This window comes from Peptostreptococcaceae bacterium (genome assembly GCA_016649995.1).
Lineage (GTDB): Bacteria > Bacillota > Clostridia > Peptostreptococcales > BM714 > BM714.
Window position 1 is genome coordinate 40,630 of sequence record JAENWJ010000001.1, and the last position, 23,976, is coordinate 64,605.

Genomic DNA, 23,976 nt, shown 5'->3' on the forward strand with positions numbered 1-23,976 from the left:
TATTTCATTTATGATATAATTATTAAATGTTAAAATGACCGTAGGGAGGAATTAATATGTTGACACAAGCACCGAGGGGTACTAAGGATGTACTCCCAGCTGATGCCTATAAATGGCAATATGTTGAAAGAAAATTTGCTGATATATGCAATCGTTTTGGGTATGAGGAAATCAGAACTCCGGGATTCGAGCATACAGTTCTCTTCAAAAGAGGAGTAGGCGAAGGAACCGACATCGTTCAAAAGGAAATGTATACGTTTAAAGATAATGGAAAGAGAGAGCTTACGCTAAAACCTGAAGGAACTTCACCCGTGGTAAGGTCTTTCGTTGAAAATAAGATTTATGCACTGGCTCAACCTACAAAAGTGTATTACAACACTCCTTGCTATAGGTATGAAAGGCCGCAGGCAGGAAGATTGAGGGCTTTTCATCAATTTGGGATAGAAGTCTTCGGAGCAAAGGATCCTTCGACGGATGCCGAAATAATTCATCTCGGAATGACATTCTTCAAAGAGGTGGGACTCAGTAATCTTGAACTGAGAATAAACAGCATAGGGTGTCCTAAATGCAGAAAAGAATATATTAAAGTGTTGAAAGAATACTATAAGCCTAAATTGAGCGAATTATGTAGTACATGCAACGATCGTTATGAAAGAAATCCTGTGAGAATTATAGACTGCAAAAGCCCGATATGTCAAGAAATCAGTGAGGGAGCCCCTTCAATTCTTGATTATCTGTGCGATGAATGCATGGAACATTTCGAGGGATTGAAAAGAAACCTAGATATTATGAAAACTCCGTATATTATCGACTCAAACATAGTAAGAGGGCTTGATTATTATTCGAAAACGGCTTTTGAAATAATAAGCCGCGATATAGGCGCGCAGGGAACTGTGTGTGGCGGCGGAAGATATGATGGATTGGTTGAGGAAATAGGAGGCCCTCCAACACCGGGTGTGGGTTTTGGACTGGGTGTTGAAAGACTTATTCTGACACTGGAAAGCAATAACATAGATATTCCAAAGCCGGCAGGGCTAGACATATTTATTGCGGCAATGGGACAGAATGCTTTGGAAAAGGCGGTTGAGATTGTAGCAGTATTGAGGACATTGGGTTATAAAGCAGATTTCGACCATCTGAAGAGAAGCCTGAAGGCTCAATTCAAATATTCGGATAAGAAGAATGCCTCATATACATTGGTAATAGGCGACAACGAATTGGAAAAGGGCGATGCTATTCTTAAGAATATGAAAACGGGAGAGCAGAGCGAAATAGCCATAAGCAATACTGCTGAAGAAATTGCGAATAAATTGAGTGAGGGGATGTAAAAGGACATGGCTGAACTTTTAAAAGGCTTGAAAAGAACACATATGTGTGGCTCATTGCGCAAGCAAAACGAGGGTGAAAGAGTAACCCTGATGGGTTGGGTACAGAAAAGAAGAAATTTGGGTTCATTAATATTTGTTGACATAAGAGATGTAACAGGAATATCGCAGATTATTTTCGATGAGGATGTTTCTAAAGAAGCCTTTGAGAAAGCCGGCAAAATAAGAGGAGAATTCGTAATTGCCGTTTTAGGAACTGTTCATATAAGGCAATCAATAAACACGAAAATGGATACGGGTGACATAGAGATATATGCAGAAGAAATAAGAATACTTTCTGAGGCTGATATTCCACCAATACACATAAATGACGATGACGATGCAGGAGAGCGCCTTAGATTAATGTATCGTTATCTTGACCTCCGAAAACCCAAAATGCAGAAGAATCTTATTATGAGGAACAAGGTTACCAAATCTGCAAGGGATTTTCTTAACAATGAGTCATTTACGGAAGTGGAAACGCCAATGCTTACGAAACCAACACCTGAGGGGGCAAGGGATTATCTTGTTCCGAGCAGAGTTAATCCAGGCAAATTTTATGCATTGCCTCAGTCTCCACAAATATTCAAGCAATTGCTTATGGTATCAGGAATGGACAGGTATTTTCAGATTGCAAGATGCTTCAGGGATGAGGACCTAAGGGCTGACAGGCAACCGGAATTTACTCAAATTGACATAGAGATGTCCTTTGTAGAAGAAGACGATGTAATAAGTATAAACGAGAAGCTAATACGCCACATATTCAAGGAAGTAATGAATGTGGATGTGGAGATTCCATTCAAAAGGATATCCTATATAGAGGCTATGGAAAGATACGGTTCGGACAAACCGGACCTCCGATTCGGTTTTGAGCTTAAGAGCTTGAACGAGGTTCTTTCAGGAACGGAATTTAAGGTGTTTAAAACTGTTATTGACAATGGGGGATCTGTAAAGGGAATAAATGTTAAGGGATATGCTGACAAGTTTAGCAAGAAAGGCATTTCTAAACTTGAAAAGCATGTAAAGACCTACGGAGCAAAGGGTCTTGCTTGGATTAAACTTGAAAATGGTGAAATAGTATCACCTATTCTAAAATTCTTGACAGCGGATGAAATTGCCGCGATAACTGAATTGTTTGAACTTGAAGAAAATGATTTAATACTTGTTGTTGCAGATGAACCCAAGGTTGTTTATGACTCACTTGGAAGCCTAAGAGTTCATGTAGCCAAGATGCTTGATATATTGGATGAAAGTAAATATGTATTCCTATGGGTAACCGAATTTCCACTGCTTGAATATGATGAGGAAAACAAAAGATATGTAGCTATGCATCATCCGTTCACTTCACCGGTAGATGCGGATGTCGAGCTGCTTGAAAAGGATCCGGGGAAAGTAAGGGCTAAGGCCTATGACATAGTGCTTAACGGAGTGGAACTTGGGGGCGGAAGCATACGAATCCATGACCCGAAATTGCAGAAAAAAATGTTCGAGGCATTGGGTTTCAGCGATGAAGAGTCTGAAAGGAAATTTGGATTCCTTATGAATGCATTTAAATATGGGACTCCGCCGCACGGAGGACTCGCTTATGGGTTGGACAGAATGGTTATGCTTATGACATTCAGTGAAAGCATTCGTGAGGTAATAGCTTTTCCCAAGACGCAAAACGCGACATGTTTAATGACAGAAGCTCCTGCAGAAGCGGATGAAAAACAATTGGACGAACTGAGCATAGCCTTGAAGCTTGACTGATAATATACCAAGAGTTCCGAATTGGCGAGTGTTTCCGCCTTTTGGAACTTTTGTTTTAGTTGAATATATTCAAAGTCTGTAATATAATAATTATACCGTATACAGGTATAAGGAGGATTGAAATGGCGAATTACGACAAGGATGCTGTTCAGAGAAGACTTAGAAGAATTGAAGGACAGATAAAAGGAATACAGAGAATGATAGACGAAGAACGGGGATGCAACGATATTCTTATCCAGGTCTCCGCTGTGCGTTCAGCAGTAAATAGGGTTGGGGGCATTGTACTTGAGAATCATTTGAAGCATTGTATGACAAAATGCAAGAGCGAAGAATCGGAAAAAGAACAAACAATTGACGAGCTTATCGAAACCATGATAGGATTTTTGAAATAGGAGTATAAACATGTATAGAGTCGGAGAAGTGGTAAATATTAAAGGGGAAATGGCTCAGGTAAAATTGATGAGGCATTCAGCGTGTGGAAATTGCAAAGCATGTAAAATTGGTGATGATGACGGGAGCGTATATTCAGATGTATACAATGAATTGAACGCAAAAGAAGGAGACCATGTTGAAATTAGTATGGAGGAAGGGAATCTTCTCGGTGCGGCAGCCATACTTTATGGATTTCCACTCGTTACCATGTTGTTTAGTGTATTTATAGTAAACTTCATATTGGAAAGAATTAGTGTCGGTCACCATGAATTGATTTTAGGGGCAGTAGTTTTGCTGTCATTGACTACAACTTTTGCAATAATCAGAGCTAAAAATGGTAAGTTCATAAAATCAAAAAAATATCTTCCTGTGGTAACCAAAATAATTGATAAGGGGTGATTGCATGAAATACGAATATCTTAGAAAGGCTGATCCTGAAATAATGGATGTATTAAATAAGGAATTGTATAGACAAAGGAACGGAATAGAATTGATTGCATCGGAGAATTTCATTTCAAAGGCTGTTATGGAAACGATGGGAAGCACTCTAACAAATAAATATGCTGAAGGCTATCCCGGCAAAAGGTATTATGGAGGATGCGAAGAAATTGATGTGGCTGAAGAATTGGCTATTGATCGATTAAAAAAGCTTTTTGGAGCAGAACATGCAAATGTACAGCCTCATTGTGGGTCCGCGGCAAATTTTGCAGTATATCAGTCAGTATTGCAGCCGGGAGACGTTGTAATGGGCATGTCGCTTACGCATGGAGGACATTTGACGCATGGAAGCCCTGTAAATCAGTCAGGAAAGCTTTACAAATTCATAAGCTACGGAGTCGATAAGGAAACGGAAAGAATCGATTATGATGATGTTGAAAAAATTGCAAGAGAGAGCAAACCCAGGTTGATTGTAGCGGGAGCAAGCGCATATTCACGGGAAATAGATTTTGAAAAATTCAGAATGATAGCTGATGCAGTAGGCGCGTACCTTATGGTTGACATGGCTCATATTGCAGGATTGGTTGCTGCAGGCCTTCATGTAAATCCTTGCCCTTATGCCGATTTTGTAACGACGACCACGCATAAAACATTAAGAGGACCAAGGGGCGGAGCCATTCTTTGCAAAGCGGAATACGCAAAGATAATTGACAAGGCCATTTTTCCGGGGTCTCAAGGCGGACCGTTGATGCATGTAATTGCCTCGAAAGCCGTTTGTTTCAAAGAAGCTGCTACAGATGAATTCAAACGATATCAAGAGCAGATAATAAAGAATGCCAAAGTATTGGCAGCGGAATTAAAGATAAGAGGCTTCAGAATTGTTTCAGATGGAACAGACAACCATATGATGCTGCTTGATTTGCGAAGCAAAAATATCACAGGCAAGGATGCGGAAAAAAGGCTAGATGAAATAGGCGTAACTGTAAATAAGAACACCGTTCCATATGATTCCGAAAGTCCTTTTATCACCAGTGGAATTCGTTTGGGGACTCCAGCGGTAACAACAAGAGGCATGCGTGAATCGGATATGGCTGTTATTGCTGAAATAATAAAAGGTGCAATTGAAAGGGATATTGACGACGATTCATTGAAAAACGATGTAAAAGAACTTTGCAAAAAATTCCCTTTATACGAACAATAAATATAAATCAATCTTTATTATCTTTCAACATAAAAAGCGTAAAAAGGATATAATATACAGGAGGTCTAAGACCTCCTGTATATTATATTTAAAAAGATTGAATATTTAAGATTATAAGGGAAAAGGGTGATTTTATGGAGCCGCTAGCTGTTAGGATAAGACCTGAAAAATTGGAAGATGTTATAGGGCAAAAGCATATTATCGGAAATGGAAAATTGATAAACAGCCTTTTGGAAAAGAAACAATTGATGAATATGATTTTTTACGGTCCTCCAGGGACGGGAAAAACTACGGTTGCCAATCTGCTCGCAAGATCTACGGACAGAAAATTTTACAAGATAAATGCCACAAATGCCGGTGTGGGAGACTTGAAAAAAGTGATTGGTGATCTTGATACACTCTTTACAATGAATGGGGTTGTATTGTATGTAGATGAGATTCAGCATTTCAATAGGAAACAGCAACAGGTTCTTTTGGAACATACAGAAAACGGAAAAATAGTTCTTATTGCAAGCACGACAGAAAATCCTTTTCAATATGTATACAAGGCACTTTTGAGTCGTTCAATGCTTTTTGAGTTCCGCTCAATAAGTCCTAATGATATGGTTGAAGGAATTAAGAATTTAAAAGAGCGAATTGAAATTGAATCGGGCAAAGAAATTGTTTTTCAGGAAAATCCCTTATTGAGAATGGCTCAGCATGCAAATGGCGACTACAGAAAATTTCTTAACTATATTGAAATAGGCCTATTGGTTGAAAATGGACAGAAAGTGCTGTTTGATGAAAATATGGCAGAAAAGATACTACAAAAAAAAGTGTTCAGTTATGATAGGACCGGTGATGAATATTACGATATAATAAGCGCTTTCCAAAAATCAATACGAGGAAGCGACCCGGACGCATCGGTTCATTATCTTGCAAGGCTAATAGAGGCGGAGGATATAAAGCCAATATGTAGAAGATTGCTGGTAATAGCTGCTGAGGATATAGGGCTAGCATATCCCAACGCCATAAATATTGTAAAGGCTTGCGTCGATTCTGCGCTATTTGTAGGGCTCCCTGAGGCAAGAATAATATTATCTGAAGCAACACTTTTACTTGCTCTTATGCCCAAGTCGAACTCAGCTATGGTTGCCATAGAAAATGCATTGGCGGATATTGCAACAGGAGAAATTGATCAAATACCCAATAATATAAGAGACAGCCACTTTTCTGGAGCTAAGCAGCTGAATAGAGGAAAAGGTTATAAATATCCTCACAGTTACGACAATCACTATGTAGATCAACAATATTTGCCGGATAATTTAAAGAATAAAAATTACTACGAATCATCCCGGTCAGGCCAAGAAACAAAATTTTACGAGTTCAATAAAAAGATCAGGAAATAAAGTTGACAAAATTACTAGGGTATTATATAATCTCCTTGAATCCCGAGCAATAAACTAGGGTTTTAAGGAGATGATTTTTTGAAGCTTTCAACTAAAGGAAGATATGGATTAAGGGCAATGTTTTATCTGGCGTTGAAATACGGTGAAGGATCTGTGCCTTTAAGTGAGATAAGCAATGAACAAAGCATATCGATAAGTTATTTGGAGCAGCTTTTTTCATCCTTGAGAAAAAAAGATTTAGTTGTAAGCTTAAGAGGTGCAAATGGAGGATACAAACTTGCTGCATCACCCGATGAAACTGTTGTCGGAGATATTTTAAGGGCTCTTGAAGGTTCATTGGCACCAACCGATTGCGTTATGGATGGGGAAGAAGAAAAATATTCTTATAATGACCAATGCGTAACACAACGGGTATGGAGAAAGATAAAGGATAGTATTACTGAAGTGGTTGATTCTATCACATTGCAGGACATGATAAATGATTACAATGAAATGAACAATTGCCGAAGTTGCAAAATTGAAAGTAAATTAAAATAATGGGGGATGATATCATGAAGAGGAATGTGTATTTAGATTATTCGGCTACAACACCGGTAAAGAAAGAAGTATTTGAAGCGATGGTGCCGTTCTATACTGATAATTTTGGTAATGCCTCAAGTATTTACAGGATTGGTAGAGAAGCTAAAGACGTTATCGACAAATCTCGCGAAACAATAGCTGAAACAATTAATGCCTCTCCGAAGGAAATATACTTTTGCGCAGGCGGTTCGGAAGCGGACAATTGGGCGCTGAAGGGAATTGCCGAGGCAAACAGTGCAAAGGGAAAACACATAATTACAAGTAAGATTGAACATCATGCAATTCTTCATACCTGCGAGTATCTCGAAAAGAGAGGGTTTGAAGTAACATATCTTGATGTAGATGAATATGGAATGATTAATCTGAAAGATCTTGAAAATGCGATAAAAAATGAAACCATACTTATCTCGATAATGTATGTAAATAACGAAATAGGAACGATTCAGTCAATAAAAGAAATCGGGAAAATAGCGAAGAAAAACGGTGTTTACTTCCATACCGACGCAGTTCAGGCTTATGGACATATAAAGATGGATGTGGAGGATCTTGGGGTTGATTTAATGACGATGTCATCTCACAAAATTTATGGACCCAAGGGCATTGGAGCTCTTTATATAAAAAGAGGAACACACATCGATCAGCTTATACATGGAGGCGCACAAGAAAAAAACATGCGTGCAGGAACTGAAAATTTGGCTGCAATTGTTGGATTTGGGAAAGCCGCATCCATTGCTGACGAAACACTTGATGAACATCGAAGCCGATTAATCGTATTAAGGGATAGAATGATAAATGAAATCTTGAATAAAATCGATCATGTAAAGTTAAACGGGCCTCGTACCGAAAGACATCCCGGAAATGTCAACTTTTGTTTCGAATTCATAGAGGGAGAGTCTTTGCTTCTACTTTTGGACAATGAGGGAATTGCCGCTTCAAGCGGTTCTGCGTGTACATCGGGCTCATTGGATCCTTCACATGTTCTTATGTCCATAGGGTTGCCGCACGAAATAGCTCATGGTTCCCTTCGATTGACAATTGGGGATTTCACAACCAAAGAAGATGTTGATTATACGGTTGAAAAACTTATCGGAATAGTAGAGAAGCTGAGAGCGATATCTCCGCTTCATTAATAAATAACGGAAGGAGCAAAATACATGTATTCAGAAAAGGTAATGGATCATTTCATGAATCCCAGGAATGTTGGTGAAATAGAGAATGCCGATGGAGTTGGTGAAGTTGGAAACCCGCAATGCGGGGATATTATGAAAATATATCTTAAAATTGAAAAAGATATAATAGTTGATGCAAAATTCAAAACTTTTGGTTGTGGGTCTGCAATAGCTTCTTCAAGCATGGCAACCGAACTAATAAAGGGGAAATCCATTGATGAAGTAGTTAGTTTTACCAACAAAGCTGTTGTAGAAGCATTGGACGGCCTTCCACCTAAAAAAATCCATTGCTCCGTATTGGCTGAAGACGCAATAAAAATAGCTCTTATGGATTACGCTAAAAAGAACAATATAACAATAAAAGGGCTTGAAAACTTCAAGGTCAGGGAGCCTGAACATTAAGATGGCAAAAATGTTGGATAAAAAAAAGGTAGTTATTGGAATGAGCGGTGGAGTTGACAGCTCGGTAGCCGCATACATGTTGAAAGAAGAAGGTTTTGATGTTACAGGTGTCTATTTCAACTTATGGGAGTCGATAGACGGAGGTCGTTTTGAGAATTTTGCAAAAGCAAATGAAGAAGATGCGCGAGCGGTTTGCGAAAATATTGACATAAACTTTCTTTCAAAAAATTATGAAGAACCTTTTAAAAGTGAAGTTGTTGAATACTTTATAAGCGAATATCTTGCCGGTAGGACTCCGAATCCATGTGTGCAATGCAATAGAACAATTAAATTCAAGTATTTAATGGACATAGCAAATGAAATAGGTGCATATTATTTGGCAACCGGACACTATGTTCAGGTCTGTAAAGATAAGGCAAAAAGCAGATATTTCATAAAAAAAACCGATAACAGCAAAGACCAGAGTTATATGTTTTACACATTGTCACAAGAGATGCTATCCAGACTTATAATGCCGCTTGGAAACATGAAAGATAAAGAAGATGTTCGAAGATATGCTGAGGAAATAGGTCTAAGCATGGCAAAAAAGAAGGATAGTCAAGAAATCTGTTTCATACAGGACAACGATTATTGCGGTTTTATTGAAAGGAATGTTAAGGACGGATTTAAATCTGGCGATTTTATAGATGATGATGGAAAATTTCTTGGAAAACATAAAGGAATACCTTTTTACACCGTTGGTCAAAGAAAGGGTTTGGGCATATCTGTTGGAAAACCAATGTATGTAAAGAATATAATGGTAGACAGTAATAAAATTATGTTAACCGATAATTCTGAGCTATTTACATCAGTACTTTTGGCTGAAAAAGTCAATAGTGTTAAATATGAGGAAATACCAGAGGATAGAGTTTTAAAAATTAAGACCAGATATACGGCAAAAGAAGCCGATGGAAAAATAAAAAAACTTAACAATGGAAATCTGGAAATTACATTTCTTAAACCACAAAGGGCAGTTACCCCAGGACAGTCAATTGTAATATATGAAGGTGATGATTTGATAGGCGGAGGTATTATTGTTAAAACCGCTGGTTGATATTGACATAAGATGGGGATTCTATTATAATCACAGGTGATTGCGAATGCTATGATAAAGAATAGTAACCGGGCGGAACTTCTTTAGAGAGAGGCAGATAGCTGAAAATGCCTTGAAGTAATCCGGTGAAGCAGCTTTTGAGCACCTTTTTTGAAATCAAGTAGAAAAAGGCGAATGATGCCCGATAAAGCATCAAGAGTGATTGCTTTGGCAATAACTAGGGTGGTACCGCGAGTGCTCTCGTCCCTAACAAGGATGAGGGCGCTTTTTATTTTATGGAGGTGTATATTATGGAAAAAATGGGTCTTAACGAAATTAGAAAGAACTTTTTAGAGTTTTTCGAGTCAAAGGAACACTATGCACGAATGAGTTATTCACTTGTACCTAAAAATGACAAAAGCCTTCTGCTTGTAAACGCAGGGATGGCGCCGCTTAAAACATATTTTATGGGAACCGAGGTACCACCCAACAAGAGAATGGCCACATGCCAGAAATGTATTCGGACGGGTGATATCGAAAATGTAGGTATTACTGCGCGCCATGCTACTTTTTTTGAAATGCTTGGAAATTTTTCATTTGGAGATTACTTTAAACGTGAATCCATTAAATGGGGATGGGAATTTGTGACCGAATGGCTCGATATGCCGGTGGACAAATTATGGGTTACTGTTTACGAAGATGATGATGAAGCTTATGAAATATGGGAAAAGGAAATAGGAATTTCCAGGGAACGAATTGTACGACTGGGTAAAGATGACAACTTTTGGGAAATTGGAACAGGCCCATGCGGACCTTGTTCAGAGATATATTTTGACAGAGGCGAAAAGTTCAGTTGCGGCGCAGATACGTGCAAACCGGGTTGCGATTGCGATCGCTTCATAGAATTCTGGAACCATGTATTTACTCAATTTGATAAAGATAATGAAGGAAACTATAATCTATTGCCAAAACCCAATATAGACACAGGAATGGGGCTTGAACGAGTAGCCTGCATAATGCAAAATGTGGAATCAATATTTGAAATTGACACAATAAAATATGTGCTTGACGGAGTTATAGAACTAGCGGGCAAACAGTATGGAAAAAATCGCAAAGATGACATATCCATAAGAATAATCACAGATCATATAAGGGCTGTTACCTTTATGACTGCAGATGGCATTATCCCTAGCAATGAAGGAAGAGGTTATGTATTAAGAAGGTTGCTTAGACGAGCTGCAAGGCACGGAAAGCTTATGGGAATAGAAAAACAATTCCTAACTGAACTTGTTGACAGAGTAATTGAAATATCAAAAGATGCGTACCCGGAATTATTTGAAAAACGCGAATACATCAAAAAGGTGCTTGAGATAGAAGAAAAACGTTTTCAGCAGACAATTGATTCAGGGATAGAAATTCTTAACGGATACATTGAGTCCATGAAAAAAGACAGCAATGAAATGCTTTCAGGCAAGGATGCATTTATTTTGTATGACACTTACGGTTTTCCGCTTGATCTAACAAGAGAAATCTTGGAGGAAATCGGATGCACTGTAGATGAAGAGGAATTTGAAAAGGAAATGACCATTCAGAAGGATAGAGCAAGACAAGCTAGAAAAAATCAAAATGATGTAGGATGGGAGTTTGGAGCGGATCTTGAAAAACTCAAAACTGAAAGAACCGAATTTGTGGGATACGATATATTTGAAGCGGAAGCAGAAGTCCTTGCAATTATAAAAGAAGGAATGCCTATTGAAGAAGCTAAAAAAGGTGAAGAAGTCCAAATAATCATGAATGTCACTCCATTTTACGCAGAGAGCGGAGGCCAAGTAGCTGACAAGGGTTTTATTAAAACATCTAAGGGATTGTTTGAAGTTTCAGATTGCAAGAAAAAAAACAATCTATATATACACTACGGAATAGTAATAGAAGGATTGCTCAGTGTTGGTGAAACAGTCGTTTCAAAGATTGACAAAAAGAACAGAATGGATACGGCAAGAAATCACACTGCTACACATATTCTTCATAGGGCTCTGAAGAATATTTTGGGTGAGCATGTAGAACAGGCGGGATCATTAGTAACCCCAAACAGACTTAGATTTGACTTTACTCATTTCGACAATGTAAAGAATGCGGAATTGGATGAAGTAGAAGCAATGGTTAACGAGAAAATTTTTGAAGCTCTTCAAATTGATATTTCTGAAATGGATTTGGATAAGGCAAAAGAACTTGGAGCAACAGCACTTTTCGGTGAAAAATACGGCAAAATAGTAAGAGTTGTCAAGGTTGACGATTACAGCACCGAACTTTGCGGAGGAACCCACCTAAAGAATACAAGCGAAGTGGGACTATTTAAAATATATTCAGAAGGCGGGATAGCTGCAGGAGTTAGGCGAATAGAAGCCTTTACAGGAAGAAAGGCATATGCATATGTTAAGCAGGCGGAAAAAGAAATGAATAATATTATGACATTGGTAAAAGCCAATAATGAAAATGAAGTTGAAGGTAAAATTATTCAAATACTTGATGAATTGAAAATATCAAAGAAAACATGTGAAGAATTCAAAAAAGAAATGGCATCCTCATCAATGGACGAATTGCTTGGCGGCTTGAAAAAGATAAACGGATTCGATGTAGTTGCAGGCAAATTAGATGATTTAGATGCGGAAACCTTGCGTGGTCTTGGAGATAAAATATTGAACAAGATTGAAAATGGGGTTGTAGTTCTTGTATCGGACGATGGAGAAAAATTGAACTATGCCGCTATGGCGGACAAGGAAGCCATAGCAAACGGAATCCATTGCGGAAAATTGATTAAAGATGTTGCAAAAATTGCTTCCGGAGGAGGCGGCGGCCGGCCAAACATGGCTCAAGCCGGAGCCAAGGACAGAAGCAAGGCATTGCTTTCTTTGGAACAGGTATATAAGTATGTGGAAAGCATTTAACAACTAAGCGAGAGCTAAAAGGTATTACTTATAAATAAAATGTAAACATTAAAAAAAGCATTACTTTGTTTTTTTATCAATCTTTAAGGCAGAGGATACCAACCTCTGCCTTTCTTATAAAATGGTCCATTGAAATGGAAGGGATTATTAGAGTATAATGGTTAAAAGGAGTGAATTGGACATGAATGATCAATATACCATGAAGTATGATGTTGGAAGCGACAATGAAGCCGAAACAAGGGAAATTATTGACGTAGCCTACGAAGCGCTTAAAGAAAAGGGATATAATCCCGTGAATCAGATTGTCGGATATTTACTTTCAGGAGACCCAACATATATTACAAGTCACAAGGATGCGAGAAAAATGATAAAGAGACTTGAACGAGATGAAATAATGGAAGAACTTTTAAAGGCATATTTGGAGAAATAAAATGGAATATAAAAAACTTGGAAATACAGACTTGCTTGTTTCAAGGTTGTGTTTCGGAAGCCTGACCATGAGCCCTTTACAGCGTAATCTTACTCCTAAAGAGGGAGGTTTGCTTATAGAAAAGGCCTATGAAAAAGGTGTTAATTTTATTGATACAGCGGACTTATATGACAACTATGAACACATTAAAACCGGAATGGAAAATATAGGAAAGAATAATCTAATTATTTCTAGCAAGGCATATGCTTATGATAGAAAAACTGCCGAGAAAACATTGACAAGGGCCTTGAAATCTTTAAAAAGAGATTATATAGATATATTTATGTTGCACGAACAGGAAAGCATCCATACAATAAGAGGCCATTGGGATGCAATCGAGTATTTTATGGAAATGCGTGATAAAGGCTATATAAGGGCTTTGGGTCTTTCTACACACCATGTTGCGGGAGTGATAGGAGCCAACATGCACGAAGTCTTTCAGGTAATACATCCAATTTGCAATTATAAAGGCTTGGGAATACAGGATGGCACAATTGAAGACATGTTGGATGTACTACAAGCTTCGAAAAAAGCGGGAAAAGGAATATACGGTATGAAACCGCTGGGAGGCGGCAATTTAATAAGCCATATAGACGAAGCTTTTGCATTTGCATTAGACCAAGATGTCATGGATTCCTTTGCAATTGGAATGCAGAGTATTGAAGAGATAGATGACAATGTAAATCGTTTCGAAGGAAAGATCTCAAATGAAACGATTTTATCTGAAATAAAAAAACGGGACAGGCACTTGCATATTGCAGATTGGTGCAGGCGTTGCGGCAAATGTGTTGAAGCATGCAAGCAGGATGCTCTTACAATGGGACCTGATGGTGTTGAAATTGATGAAGACTTATGCGTTCTTTGTGGTTATTGTAGCGCATATTGCCCTGACTTTTGCATAAAGATAATTTGAAAGGGGAAATATTATTGCGAATTATGGGTTTGGATGTCGGCGACAAGACAATAGGGGTATCGGTTAGTGATGAGTTGTTTTGGACGGCTCAAGCATTGAAGACAATAAAGAGAAAGAGCAAGAAAAAGGATTTATATATCCTGAGGGGTATAATAGAAGAAAAGAATGTTGGAAAAATTGTCGTCGGTTTACCGTTCAATATGAATGGAACTTTAGGGCCTCAAGGCGAAAAGGTTAAGGATTTTGTTGCTTGGATTGAGAGTAAAGTCGATATTGAGTGCGTTTACGAGGATGAGAGATTGACAACAGCAATGGCTGAACGATATTTGATAGAGGCGGATATGTCTAGAAAGAAAAGAAAAGAAGTGATTGATACGGTTGCTGCTATGCATATTCTGCAATCATATCTTGACAGAACAAAAAGAGGTGATTAATATGGTTGATAAAATAATCGAACTCATCGACGAGGAAAACAATACGAAAAAGTTTGAATTAATAGAGATGGTCGAGTATGATGATAAAAATTTTGCGATTCTTGCACCGGTTGAAGGCTCACAGGACGATGCAATTGTATGCGAAATTATCGATAAAGGAAGCGAGCTGATTATTAAACCAATCGAGGACCAAAAGTTATTGGATATAATCGAAGATATATATGATGAAATGAATTAAATAACACCCTTGTGGTGTTTTTTAATTCATTATTTATGATAAAATATTCATGTTATTCAAAATAGTTATGAGGTGATATATTGTATCTCAAAAGCATAGAAATGTATGGATTCAAGTCTTTCGCGGAAAGAGCGGAAATAAAATTTAAAGATGGAATTGTGGGAATTGTTGGCCCGAACGGAAGTGGAAAGAGCAATATTACTGATGCGGTAAGATGGGTTTTAGGCGAACAAAGCGCAAAGGTTCTCAGGGGCAACAAAATGGAGGATCTTATTTTCAGTGGAACCGATAGACGTAAACAGTTGGGAATGGCTGAGGTATCTCTAACATTTGACAACAAAGAAGGAATTCTGCCTATTGAATATGGTGAAGTTATTGTTAAGCGAAGAGTCTATAGATCCGGGGAAAGCGAATATCTTATAAACAACAACCCATGCAAATTGAGAGAAATAAAAGAATTGTTTATGGATACGGGTATAGGAATAGATGGATACTCAATAATAGGACAAGGAAGGATCGACTCGATTTTAAACAGCAAATCAGATGAAAGAAGAAAAATATTTGAAGAAGCTGCCGGAATAGTCAAATACAAAAATAGAAAAGAAAATACGGAAAAAAAGCTGGAAGGTACAAATAAAAACATTCTTAGAGTTGAGGACATTCTTAACGAACTCAAGCTAAGGATTAATCCTTTAAAGCTTGAAGCTGAAAAATCAAAGCGGTATGAAGAATACTATGGTGAATTGAAGGGTATGGAAATTTCACTATTTATGGAAGAAATCGATATTATTAACGGTAAAATGAAGGATAATAGAGAAAAACTCGCAAGCGTAGAAACAAACATATCAAGTTTAGAAAACAAAAAAAATGAATCGAAAATTGAACTAATTGAAACGAAAGAGATTTTGGAACAATTGAGATATAATTCCCGAGAAGGTGAGAAAAACCTTTTGGATGCAAATGAAAAGAGAAATCAACTAAACTATGAGATGGACCTGTTAACTGAGAAAAAGAGATCTTCCATTAAAGAAAAAACTAATAAGAAAAACCAAATAGATGGTAATGAAAAAGAAAATGAAGTATTGTTAAATGCCATGAATAAGCAAAAAAACCTTTCGGATGAGTTTGAGGAAAAGAAATATTTGCTTAAAGAAAGCATGAAAAATGAAGAGGAAAAAATAGAAATATTATCCAACAAATTAGCACTGGCAAAAAATCAACTGCTGAAGGAAAAAGCAAATGTACTTGAGGATTTCAATAAATCGTCTGAAATGAAAAGTGAAATCGCAAGTCTTAATTCATACGAGAAAAGTGTGGAAAAACGTCTGGCAAAATTGCATGAAGATAAAAAGTCAATTGACGAATTGATTGCATGCGCTGCATCTGAAAAAAAAGCTTTTGAAGAGGAAATGGAAATAATTGAAAATAAAAGAGCAAGCTATTTGACTGTACACGAATCTGCCATACATATTTATGAAGAATACAGGGATTTGGAATATGAAACAGAAAAAGGAATAAATGATATCGAGCGTGAAATAAAAACACTACATGAAAGACAGCTTTTTTACAAAAGAATGATTGACAATTATGAAGGCTTTAACAGCAGTGTGAAAAATTCACTAACTGCTTTGCGTGGACACGCATTGGCAAAACATATTGAAGGAACTGTTTCAGAAATCATTAAAGTTGACAAAGTTTATGAATTAGCCATAGAAACTGCATTGGGCTATTCAAGCCAACACATAATATGCGACACAATCGATTCTGCGAGAAAAATCATAGAGTTTGCAAAAAAAGAAAAAACAGGACGCATAACACTTCTTCCAATGAGCGATATAAGAGGTCGAACAGGCAATGGTGGCATTGTTCCAAAAGATGATGACGTTGTAGGAAGAGCTAAGGAATTAATTCGTTATGACAAGAAATTTGAGAATATTGTTGATTTTGTGCTTGGCAGCATAATTATAGTGAAAGATTCGTCAACGGCCACCAGACTTATAAAAAACGGTTTCAGAGGAAGCCGGCTGATCACTCTTGAAGGGGATGTATTCAATCCGGGAGGAACTATCACAGGTGGAAGTGCAAAAGGCAGGAGCGCAGGTCTGTTAACAAGAAAACGAATTTATGGGGATATTATTAGAGAAATTGAAGAAAAAAACAGCGATTTGAAAATAATGAAGACCAATATCGAGGCAATAATTGACAAGAGACTATTAAGTGAAAAGGATTTGAATGAAGCAAAAGAAAAAGTAATGTGGACTGATAATGCAATGGAAAAACTGTCTCGAGATCTTGAAATGGCTGTAAAGAATAATAATACATTAAGAGATAGACAATTTGATTTGGAAAATGAATTGAGTGAATCGATTCAAGAAGGAGAAAATATAGAAAGAAATAGAGCATCTATTGTCAATAGTATAAATGATATGGAAGCCCTTAATTCTTTCAACGAAAAAAGCATAGCGGAATTAGAAAAAAATGAAAAAACACATGCAAACGGACTGGATGCGCTAAAAGAATCACTTAATGTAAAAAAAGTGGAACACGCCATCATGTTTGAAAAAATGAAAGGTATTGAAAATGAAATTTCCAGGTTGAGCTTTTCAATTGATAGGTTGATAAAAAATAACAATGATTGTGAAACTCAATTATCCGAGTTGAATTTGCATATAGAAAAATACGAGAGTGAAATTTTAATGAAGCGTGAAACATTCGAACAATTAACTCTTGAAATAGAAAAATTAAAAAAAGTGAATGTTAAACACGCAATGTCTATAGGTGAAAATGCGGCCATAGCAAGAGCGGGACAAGAATATTTGGATAAAACCAATGAAAACATCATAAAAGAAAAGGAAAGATATCACAAATTAGAAATGTCAGATACAAGAAACCAAATGAATTATGATCATTTTATCAAACAATTATGGGAAGTTTATCAACTTTCTTATATCGAGGCAACGGAGCAGCGAACGGAGATAACGAATAGAAGCTCAATGAATAAGCGCATCGAAGTTCTTAAGAGGGAAATTGAATTACTCGGAGATATAAACAAAACAGCCATAAAGGAATATGATGAAGTATTGCATAGATATGAGTTTCTTAGCAAACAAAAATGCGATTTGATTGAGGCAAAAAACACTCTCGAGGATTTGATTGTAAAGCTTGAAGAGAAGATGGTTAAAATTTTCAAAGAGGAAATTAAAGAAATAAACAGCAACTTTAACAAAACATTCAATCAACTTTTCAATGGGGGAAGAGCGGAAATAATATTCGAAGACACCGAAGACATATTGAATTCACATATAGATATTTATGCGGAGCCTCCAGGCAAAAGGTTGCAAAACCTTAATCTTCTATCTGGCGGAGAAAAGTCGTTGACTGCTATAGCGATGCTTTTCGCAATATTAATGAAAAAGCCTTCGCCTTTCTGTGTGTTGGATGAAATTGAAGCTGCTTTGGATGATGTAAATGTTTATAGGTTTGCATCGTTCTTAAAAAAATTCGCGACACAATCGCAATTCATTTTAATCACGCATCGAAAGGGTACAATGGGAATTGCCGACGTGCTTTACGGAGTCACCATGGAAGAGAAGGGGATATCAAAAATAGTTTCATTGGAAATAAAAAACAAAGCGAGCTAGGAGTGGAAACTTGAAGAATATTTTTGAAAGGCTTAGAGAAGGATTAGGTAAAACAAGAGATAATTTTACAGGAAAGATTGATGCATTGTTTAATTCTTTAAAAGTTATTGATGATGATTTTTATGAGGAGTTAGAAGATCTGCTTATTCTATCGGATGTCGGATATGAAACAACAATGGAAATCATGGAATCTCTTGAAAAGACACTTAAAAATGAGAAGGTAAGGGATGCGGGAAAGGTAAAAGGGATTTTGAAATCATTGCTGGCAGAAAAACTAAATGTAGTTGAGTCTGCTAAAGTTGAAGTGAAAAATGAGGGCCTGCGAATAATACTGATAATAGGGGTCAACGGGGTTGGTAAAACTACCACTATAGGCAAGCTTGCAAGTAAATTTACGGCAAATGGTGAAAAAGTTATCGTTGCTGCTGCCGATACATTCAGAGCAGCTGCAGTGGAACAACTAAAAGTATGGGTTGAACGAGCAAATTGTGATTTGATTTCACAAAAAGAGGGAGCAGATCCTGCGTCTGTGGTTTACGATGCCATTCAGGCTGCGAAAGCCCGCAAAATGGATTTATTGATTTGTGATACTGCAGGGCGTTTGCACAATAAAAAGAATCTGATGAATGAATTGAATAAGATTACAAAAATCATTAAAAGAGAAGCCCATGAAGCGTCTTTGGAAACATACCTTGTATTGGATGCTACAACAGGTCAAAATGCGTTGAATCAGGCAAAGGCTTTTAGCGAAATAACGGATATAAGCGGGATTGTAATGACCAAGCTTGATGGTACGGCAAAGGGCGGCATTGTTTTTGCACTTGTTTCCGAGTTGGGATTGCCGGTTAAATATATAGGTGTTGGCGAAGGTATTGAAGATCTTCAAAAATTTGATGCAGAAAGCTTTATTAATGCAATTTTTTAAAAAGCTCTTGACTATTTCTTTTGAATACTGTAATATTCTCATGTAAAGCAAAATCACTTTACATAAGAGGTACGAATAATGGAAAAAAAAATTAGATACGGTAATTTGTTTGCGTTTTATGGGAAGCTCTTAACAGAAAAACAATACGAAATGCTGTATTATTATTACTTGAATGATTATTCAATGGTTGAAATTGCTGAGAATATGAAAATTAGCAGACAGGCAGTATATGACGCGGTAAGAAAATCAAACAAAGCATTGGATAGTTATGAACTTAAAATGGAGCTTTATGGAAAATTCAAAAGAATATCCGATTATTCAAATTCGATAATTGAGAATGCTAAAAGAGTATTGCAAAATGAGAATAATGAAGATAAAAGAAATGAAGTGTATAACATTGTAAAATTGGCTACGGAAATAATACAGGTAAATGATAATTAACCATTAGGAGGATTCGGTATGTTGTTTGAAAGCCTTGCTGAAAAACTTCAAAATTCATTAAATAAACTGAAAGGCAAGGGTAAGCTTTCAGAAAAAGATATAAAATCGGCAATGCGTGAAGTAAAACTTGCATTATTGGAAGCGGATGTAAACTATAAAGTTGTAAAATCATTCATAAGCAAGATCACTGAACGTTCAGTAGGATCAGAAGTAATGACGAGCCTTACCCCTGGACAACAGGTAATAAAAATTGTTAATGAAGAATTGATGGTTTTGATGGGGACAAGCGAGACGAAAATCGAGTTTTCTTCAAAGCCACCCACTGTCATTATGATGGTTGGACTGCAAGGCGCCGGGAAAACGACTACAATGGGGAAATTGGGCGGTTACTTTAAGAAGGCTGGCAAGAACCCTCTATTGGTTGCAGGAGATATATATAGGCCTGCTGCAATAAAACAGCTTCAAGTTGTCGGCGAAAAATTGGATATTCCGGTTTTTTCAATGGGCGATTCTACATTGCCGCAAAATATTTCTAAAGCGGCACTTGAATTCGCAAAGAGAAAAGGACATGATATAGTTCTTATAGATACGGCAGGAAGGTTGCATATTGATGAAACATTAATGCAGGAATTGATAAATATAAAGAAAGCTGTTGATCCAAAGGAAATATTGCTTGTAATAGATGCAATGACAGGACAAGATGCAGTAAATGTTGCCGAAGCTTTCGACAGAGATCTTTCGATAACAGGTGTTGTTCTAACAAAGCTTGATGGTGATACCAGAGGAGGAGCAGCACTTTCGGTAAAAGCTATAACAGGAAAACCAATAAAATTTGTTGGAACAGGTGAAAAACTTGATTCAATAGAACCATTTTATCCTGAAAGAATGGCCTCAAGGATTTTGGGTATGGGGGATGTACTCACACTTATAGAAAAGGCTCAAGAAACCTTTTCTGAAGATAGTGCAAGAAAACTTCAGAAAAAGATAAAAGAACAAAGCTTTGATTTGAATGACTTTCTCAGTCAGATGGAACAGATGAAAAACATGGGGCCAATTGACCAAATTATGGAAATGATGCCTGGGGTCGGCGGAAAACAGTTGAAAAACTTGAAGGTCGATGAAAACGAATTGACAAGAATCGAAGCTGTAATAAAATCAATGACGGTGGAAGAACGTACAAATCCAGAGATAATAAGCAGCGGAAGAAGAAAGCGAATAGCTTCCGGAAGTGGAACCAGCGTTCAGCAGGTAAACAAGCTTTTAAAGCAATTTTCCCAGACAAAAAAGATGATGAAGCAATTTTCGGGCATGGGAAAGAAACAAGGCAAAAGAGGATTCAATATTCCTTTTATGTAAATAAATGATTTTATGCTTAGATAATTATTTTCAAGGAGGTGAAGTAAATGTCTGTAAAAATTAGATTGAAAAGAATTGGTGCTAAAAAGAAACCTTTTTATAGAATTGTTGTAGCTGATTCAAGATCTCCAAGAGATGGTAAATTCATCGAAGAGTTAGGTTATTATAATCCTTTGAAAGACCCGGGAGAGGTTAAAATCAACGATGAAAAAGCTGTCGAATGGTTGCTTAACGGGGCACAACCTACTGAAACAGTAAGAGTATTGCTCAAGAAGAACAACATTTTAGAAAAATTTAAAGAAGCTAAAGAAGCTAAAAAAGCATAGGAACCATCAGGAGGTGTAATCGTGGGAGAACTTGTAAAAGTCATTGCTAAGGCATTGGTTGATCATCCTGAAATGGTAACTGTCAACGAAGTCGAAGGTTCTCATTCTCTAATTGTGGAACTTTCGGTTGCCCCTGACGATATGGGAAAAGTAATCGGTAAACAAGGCAGAATTGCCAAAGCAATAAGGACTGTTGTTAAAGCGGCGGCTATCAGGGAAAATAAAAGAGTCGTTGTGGAAATCGTTCAATAGGATAAGCTCCCAAGGGCTTATCCTTTTTTCGATTTTACAAAATATTGAAACATTAGGATGGTGAGAGAATGTCATATATTAAAATTGGTATAATAGTAAATACTCATGGTTTAAAAGGCGAAGTAAAGGCGAAAAATTTTACTGATGAAGTAGAGCGATTCGAAGATTTTGACTATGTTTATATAGATACGGATAATGGATTTGAAAGATTAAATATTGAGAAGATACGATATGCAAAATCACTTGCCATTCTTAAATTCGAAGATTATGATAATATAAATGAAATCGAAGCATTTAAAGGCAGTGATATTTACATTGATCGTTCTCAGCTTAGAGAACTTCCGGATGGCACTTACCATGTTTTTGATTTAATTGGACTATCCGTTAATGAAAATGGTAAATTTATAGGAGAAATTGTAGATATTAATCAGAATGCCTACCAAGATATATATATAGTAAAAAAAGAAGACGGTAAAATGATACAAATTCCCGCAGTTAAAAATTTTGTAAAATCTATTAATTTGAAAAAAGGCATCGTTGAAGTGGAATTGATTGAGGGGATGTTTTAATGAAAATAGATATACTGACTCTTTTTCCCGAGGTATTTGAGCCATTCTTCAGCTCTAGCATTATCGGAAGGGCCATTGATCAAAACTTAATAGATATTAACACTGTAAACATAAGGGATTATGCAGACAACAAGCATAGCCAGGTTGACGATTCACCATATGGCGGAGGTGAAGGGATGGTTTTTACGCCACAGCCTTTGTTTTCAGCTATAGAAAGTATGAATTGCTATAAAGAAGCAATTAAAATATATCTTTCGCCAAAAGGAAAAAGACTTAATCAAAAAATTGTTGGAGAATTGGCAGAAAAGAATCATCTGATACTTGTATGTGGCCACTATGAAGGGGTTGACCAAAGATTCATTGATAAAATGGTAGATATGGAAATATCGATTGGCGATTATGTTTTGACTGGCGGAGAACTTCCTGCAATAGTTCTTGTTGATGCGATTTCAAGACTTCAAAAGGGAGTATTAAAAAGTGAAAAAGGATATGAGGAAGAAAGCTTCAGCTTTAAATCTCTTTTGGAATATCCTCATTATACAAGGCCGAAAGTTTTCAGGCATATGAGTGTACCGGATGTACTGATATCTGGCAATCACAAGCTAATAGAACAGTGGCGACTGGAAAAAGCCATAGAAGAAACCATTGAAAAACGCCCCGATATTATAGAAACTTTGATGAAGGATGAAAAAATTGAAAAATCGCTAAAAAAATGTATTATTAAAATTTTAGATAAAACTAGTGTCAATCACTTTTGAAAATGTCCCAATAAATCGCAAACATTAGCACCAGAATCTTGTGCTACGTTTTTTCTATGGGCCTGTTTTTTTCATATCTATTTTATGAGGGTTTATTATACTATAATTGGGACATAATCATTTGTGGTATAAGAGGACATTATCATTTGTGGGTCATAATACTACCCTTCGTGGTAGTTGTTTTCTTGTTTGCAAACTCTAAATAAGATATAATGCAATATGAATAAGAATAATAGGGGTATTTTATGAATAACAAATGCATTGCAATAGACGGACCGGCTGGTTCAGGCAAAAGCACAATAGCCAGGGAAATTGCAACTTTACTTGGTTGGACATATATTGATACTGGCGCGATGTATCGCGCTATAACATTGAAAATACTGTCTTCGAATATTTCATTGGAAGACATATCGGGTATTCAATTATTGCTTAATAATACGCAAATTGAATTCAATAAATCGAAAATCTTTTTAGATGGAAAAGATGTTACTTCTCAAATAAGAAGCGAAAAAATCGACAAAAATGTATCGGCTGTTTCTGCCATAAGCGAAATTCGGTCGAAATTGGTTGAGTTGCAGCGTGAATATGCTGCAGCCCATCCTGTGGTTATGGATGGAAGGGATATAGGAACTATTGTCTTTCCTAATGCCAAATACAAATTTTTTCTTACGGCTTCTCCTGAAGAAAGGGCACGAAGAAGATATAATCAATTACGAGGCAAAGGAATAAGCATACCGATTGAACAAATATTTAATGACATCGAAAGAAGGGATCATATGGACTCGTCGCGCGAAATAAGCCCACTTAAAAGGGCCGAGGATGCACATCTTATTGACACTGATAAGCTTGGCATTGGAGAAGTCGTAGAAGAGATTATGTCTCGTATTAAATAAGCAGTTTTCGGTAAATAGGAGG

General features: G+C 36.9%; 24 protein-coding genes and 1 other annotated feature. All 24 genes read left to right on the forward strand.

Annotated elements, in window-relative coordinates; translation table 11 throughout:
- The first annotated feature begins 56 nt into the window (after positions 1-56).
- The 24 genes from JJE29_00205 (at position 57) to JJE29_00320 (ending at position 23,954) form a co-directional block, all read left to right on the forward strand.
- Positions 57-1,328 carry a histidine--tRNA ligase gene (locus JJE29_00205; protein ID MBK5251057.1) on the forward strand — a complete coding sequence of 424 codons (1,272 nt, stop codon included), beginning with the start codon at positions 57-59 and terminating at the stop codon, positions 1,326-1,328.
- A gap of 6 nt (positions 1,329-1,334) precedes the next feature.
- Positions 1,335-3,113, forward strand: coding sequence for an aspartate--tRNA ligase (aspS, locus tag JJE29_00210; protein MBK5251058.1), 1,779 nt, complete (start codon positions 1,335-1,337; stop codon positions 3,111-3,113).
- 122 nt (positions 3,114-3,235) lie between these two features.
- Complete coding sequence (locus tag JJE29_00215) at positions 3,236-3,505, forward strand: metal-sensitive transcriptional regulator (protein MBK5251059.1); 270 nt, start codon at positions 3,236-3,238, stop codon at positions 3,503-3,505.
- A gap of 10 nt (positions 3,506-3,515) precedes the next feature.
- Entirely contained in the window at positions 3,516-3,944 is a 429-nt protein-coding gene (locus JJE29_00220; GenBank protein ID MBK5251060.1) for a SoxR reducing system RseC family protein, read from the forward strand.
- 4 nt (positions 3,945-3,948) lie between these two features.
- Positions 3,949-5,184: a serine hydroxymethyltransferase gene (locus JJE29_00225; GenBank protein ID MBK5251061.1), complete on the forward strand. Its 1,236-nt coding sequence runs from the start codon at positions 3,949-3,951 to the stop codon at positions 5,182-5,184.
- Between the two features lie 134 nt (positions 5,185-5,318).
- Positions 5,319-6,572 carry a replication-associated recombination protein A gene (locus JJE29_00230; protein ID MBK5251062.1) on the forward strand — a complete coding sequence of 418 codons (1,254 nt, stop codon included), beginning with the start codon at positions 5,319-5,321 and terminating at the stop codon, positions 6,570-6,572.
- Positions 6,573-6,650: 78 nt separating this feature from the next.
- Positions 6,651-7,109 (forward strand): Rrf2 family transcriptional regulator, encoded by a 459-nt coding sequence (locus tag JJE29_00235; GenBank protein MBK5251063.1) that lies wholly within the window; start codon positions 6,651-6,653, stop codon positions 7,107-7,109.
- A gap of 14 nt (positions 7,110-7,123) precedes the next feature.
- Positions 7,124-8,281, forward strand: a complete 1,158-nt coding sequence (gene nifS, locus JJE29_00240) for a cysteine desulfurase NifS (GenBank protein ID MBK5251064.1) — start codon at positions 7,124-7,126, stop codon at positions 8,279-8,281.
- A 24-nt stretch (positions 8,282-8,305) separates the two neighbouring features.
- Positions 8,306-8,722: a Fe-S cluster assembly scaffold protein NifU gene (gene nifU, locus JJE29_00245; protein ID MBK5251065.1), complete on the forward strand. Its 417-nt coding sequence runs from the start codon at positions 8,306-8,308 to the stop codon at positions 8,720-8,722.
- 1 nt (position 8,723) lies between these two features.
- Positions 8,724-9,815, forward strand: a complete 1,092-nt coding sequence (gene mnmA, locus JJE29_00250) for a tRNA 2-thiouridine(34) synthase MnmA (GenBank protein ID MBK5251066.1) — start codon at positions 8,724-8,726, stop codon at positions 9,813-9,815.
- A 42-nt stretch (positions 9,816-9,857) separates the two neighbouring features.
- Positions 9,858-10,066, forward strand: a binding site (T-box leader).
- Between the two features lie 39 nt (positions 10,067-10,105).
- Positions 10,106-12,739 (forward strand): alanine--tRNA ligase, encoded by a 2,634-nt coding sequence (gene alaS, locus JJE29_00255; GenBank protein MBK5251067.1) that lies wholly within the window; start codon positions 10,106-10,108, stop codon positions 12,737-12,739.
- A 175-nt stretch (positions 12,740-12,914) separates the two neighbouring features.
- The gene (locus JJE29_00260; GenBank protein ID MBK5251068.1) at positions 12,915-13,169 is read left to right on the forward strand and encodes an IreB family regulatory phosphoprotein; all 255 of its coding nucleotides are present in this window, start codon (positions 12,915-12,917) and stop codon (positions 13,167-13,169) included.
- Position 13,170: 1 nt separating this feature from the next.
- Positions 13,171-14,121 (forward strand): aldo/keto reductase, encoded by a 951-nt coding sequence (locus JJE29_00265; protein MBK5251069.1) that lies wholly within the window; start codon positions 13,171-13,173, stop codon positions 14,119-14,121.
- Positions 14,122-14,144: 23 nt separating this feature from the next.
- Positions 14,145-14,555, forward strand: coding sequence for a Holliday junction resolvase RuvX (ruvX, locus tag JJE29_00270; protein MBK5251070.1), 411 nt, complete (start codon positions 14,145-14,147; stop codon positions 14,553-14,555).
- Between the two features lies 1 nt (position 14,556).
- Positions 14,557-14,793: a DUF1292 domain-containing protein gene (locus tag JJE29_00275; protein MBK5251071.1), complete on the forward strand. Its 237-nt coding sequence runs from the start codon at positions 14,557-14,559 to the stop codon at positions 14,791-14,793.
- An 80-nt stretch (positions 14,794-14,873) separates the two neighbouring features.
- Positions 14,874-18,434, forward strand: a complete 3,561-nt coding sequence (gene smc, locus JJE29_00280) for a chromosome segregation protein SMC (protein ID MBK5251072.1) — start codon at positions 14,874-14,876, stop codon at positions 18,432-18,434.
- Positions 18,435-18,444: 10 nt separating this feature from the next.
- The gene (gene ftsY, locus JJE29_00285) at positions 18,445-19,359 is read left to right on the forward strand and encodes a signal recognition particle-docking protein FtsY (protein MBK5251073.1); all 915 of its coding nucleotides are present in this window, start codon (positions 18,445-18,447) and stop codon (positions 19,357-19,359) included.
- Positions 19,360-19,437: 78 nt separating this feature from the next.
- Complete coding sequence (locus JJE29_00290) at positions 19,438-19,800, forward strand: hypothetical protein (GenBank protein ID MBK5251074.1); 363 nt, start codon at positions 19,438-19,440, stop codon at positions 19,798-19,800.
- An 18-nt stretch (positions 19,801-19,818) separates the two neighbouring features.
- Positions 19,819-21,156, forward strand: coding sequence for a signal recognition particle protein (gene ffh, locus JJE29_00295; GenBank protein ID MBK5251075.1), 1,338 nt, complete (start codon positions 19,819-19,821; stop codon positions 21,154-21,156).
- 47 nt (positions 21,157-21,203) lie between these two features.
- Entirely contained in the window at positions 21,204-21,482 is a 279-nt protein-coding gene (gene rpsP / locus JJE29_00300) for a 30S ribosomal protein S16 (GenBank protein MBK5251076.1), read from the forward strand.
- Positions 21,483-21,503: 21 nt separating this feature from the next.
- The gene (locus JJE29_00305) at positions 21,504-21,734 is read left to right on the forward strand and encodes a KH domain-containing protein (protein MBK5251077.1); all 231 of its coding nucleotides are present in this window, start codon (positions 21,504-21,506) and stop codon (positions 21,732-21,734) included.
- A gap of 68 nt (positions 21,735-21,802) precedes the next feature.
- Positions 21,803-22,303: a 16S rRNA processing protein RimM gene (gene rimM, locus JJE29_00310; GenBank protein ID MBK5251078.1), complete on the forward strand. Its 501-nt coding sequence runs from the start codon at positions 21,803-21,805 to the stop codon at positions 22,301-22,303.
- Positions 22,303-23,061, forward strand: a complete 759-nt coding sequence (gene trmD, locus JJE29_00315; GenBank protein ID MBK5251079.1) for a tRNA (guanosine(37)-N1)-methyltransferase TrmD — start codon at positions 22,303-22,305, stop codon at positions 23,059-23,061. Before rimM ends, trmD begins: the two co-directional genes overlap by 1 nt.
- 245 nt (positions 23,062-23,306) lie before the next feature.
- The gene (locus JJE29_00320; GenBank protein MBK5251080.1) at positions 23,307-23,954 is read left to right on the forward strand and encodes a (d)CMP kinase; all 648 of its coding nucleotides are present in this window, start codon (positions 23,307-23,309) and stop codon (positions 23,952-23,954) included.
- The last annotated feature ends 22 nt before the right edge of the window (positions 23,955-23,976 follow it).

Coding starts and splice junctions, on each gene's coding strand:
- JJE29_00205 (MBK5251057.1), top strand. CDS start 57: ATGTTGACACAAGCACCGAGGGGTACTAAGGATGTACTCCCAGCTGAT.
- aspS (MBK5251058.1), top strand. CDS start 1,335: ATGGCTGAACTTTTAAAAGGCTTGAAAAGAACACATATGTGTGGCTCA.
- JJE29_00215 (MBK5251059.1), top strand. CDS start 3,236: ATGGCGAATTACGACAAGGATGCTGTTCAGAGAAGACTTAGAAGAATT.
- JJE29_00220 (MBK5251060.1), top strand. CDS start 3,516: ATGTATAGAGTCGGAGAAGTGGTAAATATTAAAGGGGAAATGGCTCAG.
- JJE29_00225 (MBK5251061.1), top strand. CDS start 3,949: ATGAAATACGAATATCTTAGAAAGGCTGATCCTGAAATAATGGATGTA.
- JJE29_00230 (MBK5251062.1), top strand. CDS start 5,319: ATGGAGCCGCTAGCTGTTAGGATAAGACCTGAAAAATTGGAAGATGTT.
- nifS (MBK5251064.1), top strand. CDS start 7,124: ATGAAGAGGAATGTGTATTTAGATTATTCGGCTACAACACCGGTAAAG.
- nifU (MBK5251065.1), top strand. CDS start 8,306: ATGTATTCAGAAAAGGTAATGGATCATTTCATGAATCCCAGGAATGTT.
- mnmA (MBK5251066.1), top strand. CDS start 8,724: ATGGCAAAAATGTTGGATAAAAAAAAGGTAGTTATTGGAATGAGCGGT.
- alaS (MBK5251067.1), top strand. CDS start 10,106: ATGGAAAAAATGGGTCTTAACGAAATTAGAAAGAACTTTTTAGAGTTT.
- JJE29_00265 (MBK5251069.1), top strand. CDS start 13,171: ATGGAATATAAAAAACTTGGAAATACAGACTTGCTTGTTTCAAGGTTG.
- ruvX (MBK5251070.1), top strand. CDS start 14,145: ATGGGTTTGGATGTCGGCGACAAGACAATAGGGGTATCGGTTAGTGAT.
- JJE29_00275 (MBK5251071.1), top strand. CDS start 14,557: ATGGTTGATAAAATAATCGAACTCATCGACGAGGAAAACAATACGAAA.
- JJE29_00290 (MBK5251074.1), top strand. CDS start 19,438: ATGGAAAAAAAAATTAGATACGGTAATTTGTTTGCGTTTTATGGGAAG.
- ffh (MBK5251075.1), top strand. CDS start 19,819: ATGTTGTTTGAAAGCCTTGCTGAAAAACTTCAAAATTCATTAAATAAA.
- rpsP (MBK5251076.1), top strand. CDS start 21,204: ATGTCTGTAAAAATTAGATTGAAAAGAATTGGTGCTAAAAAGAAACCT.
- rimM (MBK5251078.1), top strand. CDS start 21,803: ATGTCATATATTAAAATTGGTATAATAGTAAATACTCATGGTTTAAAA.
- trmD (MBK5251079.1), top strand. CDS start 22,303: ATGAAAATAGATATACTGACTCTTTTTCCCGAGGTATTTGAGCCATTC.
- JJE29_00320 (MBK5251080.1), top strand. CDS start 23,307: ATGAATAACAAATGCATTGCAATAGACGGACCGGCTGGTTCAGGCAAA.